The organism is Sphingopyxis microcysteis, from assembly GCF_012274265.1.
Taxonomy (GTDB): Bacteria; Pseudomonadota; Alphaproteobacteria; order Sphingomonadales; family Sphingomonadaceae; genus Sphingopyxis; species Sphingopyxis microcysteis.
This window is the reverse complement of sequence record NZ_JAANYY010000001.1, coordinates 1-847: the sequence shown is the minus strand read 5'-3', so window position 1 is coordinate 847 and position 847 is coordinate 1. Positions and strand designations below refer to the sequence as shown.

Below are 847 nucleotides of genomic sequence, written 5' to 3'. Positions count from 1 at the left end.
CTAGGGTCAGGACTCATTGATCAGAGCCAGAAGATGACGGTTGCGGCGAGAGCCACGGCAGATAAGAAGGCCTTCGGGCACCGATCGTAGCGCGTCGCGACGCGTCTCCAGTCCTTCAGGCGGCCGAACATGATCTCGATGCGGTTACGGCGTTTGTAGCGGCGCTTGTCATATTTGACGGTCTTGTTCCGGATTTTCCGGCCCGGGATGCAGGGCGTGATTCCCTTTTCCTGCAAGGCGTCACGGAACCAGTCGGCATCATAGCCCCGGTCGGCGAGCATCCATTGCGCTTTGGGCAGGCTGTCGAGCAAGGCGGCCGCGCCCGTATAATCGCTGACCTGCCCGGCGGTCATGAAGAAGCTGATCGGGCGACCATTCGCATCGCTCACGGCATGCAGCTTGGTGTTCATGCCGCCCTTCGTGCGGCCGATCAGACGTCCCGGACCCCCTTTTTTACCCCAAGGCTCGACGCCGTGCGGTGCGCTTTGAGATAGGTCGCGTCGATCATGATCGTCTTGTGATCAGGTGCCTGCGGCGTCGCCAGGCCTTCCATCATGCGGATAAAGATGCCCTTGTCGCTCCACCGTTTCCAGCGATTATAGAGCGTTTTTGCAGGGCCATACTCCCTCGGCGCATCGCGCCACCTCAGCCCATTGCGGTTGACGAAGATGATGCCGCTCAAAACCCGCCGGTCATCGACACGCTTGCGGCCATGGCTCTTCGGAAAATAGGGCTGAAGACGCGCCATCTGCTCGTCCGTCAGCCAGAATAAATCGCTCAAATTCAAGCTCCTTCGCAGTCGCCTGAATCACAGCCATCACCGCAAATCAATGGGTCCTGACCCTAG

Annotated in this window: 1 protein-coding gene; it reads right to left on the bottom strand. The window is 59.5% G+C overall.

What is annotated here, in order from left to right:
• Positions 1 to 20: 20 nt before the first annotated feature.
• Positions 21 to 781, bottom strand: a protein-coding gene (locus tag G9408_RS00005) for an IS5 family transposase (protein ID WP_168452161.1) whose coding sequence is annotated in 2 segments (ribosomal slippage) — positions 21 to 457 and positions 457 to 781 — 762 coding nt in all. Because the reading frame shifts where the segments join, the coding sequence is not laid out codon by codon here.
• Positions 782 to 847: the final 66 nt, after the last annotated feature.